Raw genomic sequence first — 3335 nt, forward strand, 5'->3', positions numbered from 1 at the left:
ACCAATGATTTCACCATAGCCTTCAGGAGCAATTAAATCCGCACATAGAACCACATCGTCCCGGTCTGGTGCTGGTTGCATATAGAACGACTTAATAGCTTTCGGATAATTTGTAATAAATACTGGTTTGTCATAGCTTTCCGCAATCGCAGTTTCATGTGGAGCACCAAAGTCATCGCCCCACTTAATGTCATTAAAGCCTTTTTGATTTAAGAAGGTAATAGCATCATCGTAAGAAATTCGTGGGAATGGTGCTTTGATATTTTCAAGCTTAGATACATCCCTGCCTAATGTTTTTAATTCTAATTGACAATTTTTCAAAACTGACTGCACAATATGGGAAACATATTCCTCTTGTACTTTTAAGCTTTCTTCGTGCTCTGTAAATGCCATTTCGGGTTCAATCATCCAGAACTCAATTAAATGACGTCTTGTTTTCGATTTTTCAGCACGGAATGTAGGACCAAAGGAGAATACTTTTCCTAAAGCCATTGCTGCAGCTTCCAAGTGTAACTGTCCACTTTGAGATAGGAATGCATCTTCCTCAAAGTATTTTGTATGGAAAAGCTCTGTTGTTCCTTCTGGTGCACTTCCTGTTAAAATTGGTGGATCAACCTTAACAAATCCATGGTCATTGAAAAATTCGTAAGTTGCCCGAATGATTTCGTTACGGATTTTCATAACCGCGTGCTGTCTTTTTGAGCGAAGCCATAAATGACGATGGTCCATTAAGAACTCAGTACCATGTTCTTTTGGTGTTATCGGATAGTCCACAGACTCATGAATAACTTCTATATTAGTGACTGTAAGCTCATAACCAAATGGTGATCTTTCATCTACTCTTACAACACCCGTTACGTATAAGGATGTTTCTTGTGTTATTGATTTTGCTTTCTGGAAAATCTCTTCATCCACTTCCGCTTTGACAACGACACCCTGGATGAAGCCTGTCCCATCACGAAGCTGTAAAAAGGCAATTTTTCCGCTTGAGCGTTTATTCGCTAACCAAGCACCAATTGTAACCTCTTCACCGACATATTTATTAACCTCTGAAATAGTTGTTTTCACAATTGTCCCTCCAAAACCGTAAAACGTATGTATAAATACCTTTTCATTATACCTTTCTTGTCATAATGAAGCAAGAAGTACAATAGGGACGGTCCATTTGGTTGTAAGAACCAAACGAAATCGTCCCCATGGGTCAAAAATGTTACATCTTTTCTTTAACAAAATTATGGATACGTTTGATTGCTTCTTCTAACTGATCTAATGATGTCGCATAGGATAAACGCATATTTTCTGGTGCACCAAAGCCTGACCCAGGAACAACTGCAACGAGCGCTTCCTCTAATAATGCTTTCGCAAACTCATCGACATTATTATACCCTGTCAATTCAGCACTCTTTTTAGCATTCGGGAATAAGTAAAATGCCCCTTGCGGCTTAATACATGAAATTCCAGGGATGCTTACTAATTTATCATATATCACATCTAAACGCTGTTCAAATGCCTTTCTCATTGTTTCAACAGGCTCTTGATCCCCTTCATAAGCAGCTAGTGCTGCATATTGTGCAACTGAAGTTGGATTTGAAATACTATGACTTGAAAGATCTGTCATACTTTTGATGATTTCCTGAGGTCCTGCCGCATAACCGATTCTCCACCCTGTCATTGAGTGTGATTTTGAATGGCCATTAATGAGGATCGTTTTTGCCTTAACTTCTTCACTAACTTGTGCAATTGACGTATGAGTTGCTCCAAAATACACGAGTTTTTCATAAATTTCATCTGAAACGATCCAAATATTATGTTTCACACATAATTCCCCGATCGCTTGTAATTCCTCTTTTGAATAAAGCATACCTGTTGGGTTACTTGGTGAGTTTAAAATTAAAGCAACCGTTTTTTCTGTGATTGCAGCTTCTAGCTGGTCTACATTCACTTTAAAATGATTTTCTTCCTTACCTTCTACATAGACTGGTACTCCTTCAGCAAGCTTAACTTGTTCAGGATAGCTTACCCAGTATGGAGTTGGGATGATAACTTCATCATCTTTATTTAAGAGCACTTGAAATAGAGCATATAACACAAACTTTGCACCAGAACCAACAATCACTTCATTTGGCTTATAGTCTAATTGTTGGTCATTTGAAAGTTTTTTACAAATCGCTTGTTTTAAAGCAGGTAATCCTGCAGAAGGTGTATATTTTGTATGTCCTTCTTTCATTGCTTTTACAGCTGCCTCAATTATATAATCAGGTGTGTTAAAATCCGGCTCACCTGCACCAAGTCCAATTACATCATGACCACTAGCTTTTAACTCTTTTGCTTTTGCTGTTATAGCAAGTGTTGTAGATGGTGTTAATGCTGCTACTCTGTTTGCTAACTTCATGGTATTCCCTCCACGTATTATGGTTTTATTGAATTGAGATATTTGCCTGTTTCAAAATATAATTTATGATAGGTCAAGCGATTATCGTCACCAATATAAATAATTTCCCATATCGGGATATTATCTTCGAGTCCAAGTTTGGCAGAACGAATTTCTTGTGGGTTTCGCTCACTTTTTAAAATAGCAAGCGCTTCGTTTTCTGTAATGCCATCACGTTTAAAGCGTGTTACTATTTCCCCTTTTTTTTGCGGAATCCAAGCAATCATTTTTTCATCTTTATCATTTTTGCCGATGACAACTTGATATGCTTTTGTACCAAAATATGTATAACTTTCTTCAATTGTTTTAATTGAAGTCTTCTCAAGCGCAATTTCATTTCCTTTTACTTCAGCAATGTTTAGTGGCTCAAGTGCCGATTGATAAATATTAATTCCCCTCCAAATAATAAAAACAAGGAGGAGGACGAGTATCCCGATTATCCATTTTTTCATATTGTATCCACTACTTTACGTACGATAAATTGTAAAAACGCACTTTTTTTGATCTTCTCGATCAAGCGCAAGGCCAAACATGAGATCTTCATGCTTTAATGTGCGATTTAATAAATCAACAATTTTATATAAATCAGGGGTATTTTGAATTTTAACAGTCGATAGTACTTCTATCTTACTTTCCAAGCAAGAGCTCTCCCTTCATTCATCACAAATTTTACTACTTATACGATTTCTCGCATACGGCAACAATAGTAGTACTACAACATTTCAGTTGAAGTTGTCTTACATTACGTTTCCTTACATCATTATAACAGGTGTATGAACATTCACAATATAGTTTTTTTAGTTCGGGATAAAATCCGAACTAAAAAAACAGCCTCCGGCGGATGCCACGATTTTTTAAAGGAAATTTTTCGAACAGTAAGATTAAAGACTAAGTACGCCACTTC

General features: G+C 36.8%; 4 protein-coding genes. All 4 read right to left on the reverse strand.

The window, feature by feature from the left end; translation table 11 throughout:
* On the reverse strand, positions 1-1068 hold a 1068-nt coding region (gene asnS, locus V7147_RS23745; protein WP_335370264.1), incomplete at its 3' end, for an asparagine--tRNA ligase.
* Positions 1069-1210: 142 nt separating this feature from the next.
* Entirely contained in the window at positions 1211-2392 is a 1182-nt protein-coding gene (locus V7147_RS23750) for a pyridoxal phosphate-dependent aminotransferase (protein ID WP_335370265.1), read from the reverse strand.
* Positions 2393-2409: 17 nt separating this feature from the next.
* Entirely contained in the window at positions 2410-2883 is a 474-nt protein-coding gene (locus V7147_RS23755; RefSeq protein ID WP_335370266.1) for a cell wall elongation regulator TseB-like domain-containing protein, read from the reverse strand.
* Positions 2884-2898: 15 nt separating this feature from the next.
* Positions 2899-3069 (reverse strand): YpmA family protein, encoded by a 171-nt coding sequence (locus V7147_RS23760; RefSeq protein ID WP_335370267.1) that lies wholly within the window; start codon positions 3067-3069, stop codon positions 2899-2901.
* Positions 3070-3335: the final 266 nt, after the last annotated feature.

The sequence above is a fragment of the Bacillus sp. JJ1521 genome, from assembly GCF_036965165.1.
In the GTDB taxonomy this organism is placed as follows: domain Bacteria; phylum Bacillota; class Bacilli; order Bacillales; family Bacillaceae_L; genus Ferdinandcohnia.

Excerpts from the sequence above, each read along its gene's own strand:
- V7147_RS23750 (WP_335370265.1), bottom strand. The coding sequence starts at position 2,392 with ATGAAGTTAGCAAACAGAGTAGCAGCATTAACACCATCTACAACACTT.
- V7147_RS23755 (WP_335370266.1), bottom strand. The coding sequence starts at position 2,883 with ATGAAAAAATGGATAATCGGGATACTCGTCCTCCTCCTTGTTTTTATT.